The sequence below is a fragment of the Streptomyces sp. SID5785 genome (assembly GCF_009870065.1).
Taxonomy (GTDB): domain Bacteria; phylum Actinomycetota; class Actinomycetes; order Streptomycetales; family Streptomycetaceae; genus Streptomyces.
Map to the genome: position 1 here is coordinate 1 of NZ_WWIA01000018.1, position 1,912 is coordinate 1,912.

General features: G+C 75.4%; 2 protein-coding genes. Both read right to left on the bottom strand.

Features of this window, described 5'->3' with window-relative positions; all coding sequences use genetic code 11:
* Window positions 1-1,020 (bottom strand): cytochrome P450 (locus GTW43_RS00625; protein WP_161299560.1); only part of this gene is annotated, 1,020 nt, incomplete at its 3' end.
* Between the two features lie 43 nt (window positions 1,021-1,063).
* On the bottom strand, window positions 1,064-1,912 hold an 849-nt coding region (locus tag GTW43_RS00630), incomplete at its 5' end, for an ROK family protein (protein WP_161299561.1).

Below are 1,912 nucleotides of genomic sequence, written 5' to 3' on the forward strand. Positions count from 1 at the left end.
GCCGAAGGCGAGGTGGCCGCGGGCGTCGCGCCGGATGTCGAAGGTGTCGGGGGCGGTGAAGCGCTCCGGGTCGCGCCCGGCCGTGCCGATGCCGATCAGGACCGGGTGACCGGCCGGGATCACCGTGCCGCCGATGTCGACGGGCTCGGCGGAGAACCGGTAGGTCGACGTCTCGACCGGGCCGTCGTAGCGCAGCATCTCCTCCACGGCCCCGTCGAGCAGGCTCATGTCGGCGCGCAGCGCGGCCAGTTGGTCCGGGTGGTCGAGCAGGGCCCGCACGCCGTTCCCGATCAGGTTGACCGTCGTCTCGTGGCCGGCGACCAGGAGCAGGAAGGCCATGCCGCGCAGCTCCGTCGCGGAGAGCCGGTCGCCGTCCTCGGCGGTCGTGCGCAGCAGCACGCTCAGCAGATCGTCGGCCGGGGCGGCGCAGCGCTTGTCCTCGATGAGCGTGTCGAAGAACTCGATCAGTTCGAGCAGCAGCGTGCCGGCGTCGGCCGAGGTCGGCGCGACGACCTCGGAGGACATCCGGCGGAAGCGGTCGCGGTCGATGTCGGGGACGCCGAGCAGCTCGCAGATGACGGCCATGGGGAGCGGGAAGGCGAGCGACTCGATCAGGTCGGCGCTGCCCTGCGGGACCATCGCGTCGAGCAGCTCGTCGGTGATCTTCTGGATGCGCGGGACGAGCGCCTCCACCGTGCGCGGGGTGAACGCGCGGGTGACGAGGGAGCGGAGCCGGCCGTGCTCCGGCGGGTCCGCGACGAGCAGATGGCGCCCGATCGGGTCCATCTCGCGGGCGCCCGGCACCGTCTTGATCAGGCGCGGGTCGGTGAAGGCGGTGCGGGACGCCTCGTGGCCGACGATCAGCCACAGGTCCTGGCGCGGCTCGGGGCCGGGCACCCGCACGTGGTGGACGGGGCCGAGCCGACGCAGCCGCTCGTACACCGGATACGGGTCGGCCCAGAACGCCTCGGCGCTGTCCGCGAACTCCTCCAGGTCGAGCGGTCCTTGTGCTGTGTCCATGTCCCGTGCCCTCCGTCGCGCCGCCGGTCGCCCGTCCCCGTGTCTAACTCGCGCCGCGCACCCGGGGTTCCCGCCCCGCGCCGCCGCTGTCCAGGAACCGGGCCAGCGGCAGCGTCGCGGCGCCGACGGTGACGGCGTCGGGGCCGAGCCGGCCCAGCTCGACGGTGGTCTGGGCGAAGGGGTGGCGCAGGGCGTGGGCGGCGGCGGCCCGGCGCACGGGGCCGATCAGCCGCGGTCCGAGGAGCAGTCCGGCCCAGCCGCCGACGACGATCCGCTCGGGGTTGAACAGGTTGACGAGCCCGGCGATGCCCGCGCCGAGGAACTCGGCCGTCTCGTCGAGGAGTTCGGCTGCCGACGGGTCCGCGAGCAGGTCGGCGAGCGCGCCCTCCTCGTCGGGCGCCGCACGGTGTCCGTCCCGTCCGTCACGTCCGTCGCGTCCGCCCCGCTCCTGCCACCGCTCGAGGAGCGCCGCCGCCCCGACGTAGGCCTCGAGGCAGCCGCGCGCCCCGCAGCGGCAGCGCCGCCCGCCGACCCGCACCACGGTGTGGCCCCACTCGCCCGCGCTGCTCGACGCTCCCCGGTAGGGCTCGCCGTCGGCGATGACACAGGCGCCGACGCCGGAGCCGATGAGCGCGATGACCGCGTGGCGCGCGCCGCGGCCGGCGCCGAACCACATCTCGGCGCGGCCGAGGGTCTTGGCGCCGTTGTCGACGAACAGCGGCAGATCGGGCGGGAGTCCGCCCGCGGCGCGCAGCAGTCGCTCCAGCGGAACGGCGTCCCAGCCGACCGTCTGGCCGTGCACGACGGCGCCGTCCGGGCCGGAGGCGTCGACGATGCCGGGCACGCCGACGCCGACGCCGATGAGTGCGCCGGGCGGCAGGTCCGCCTCGGC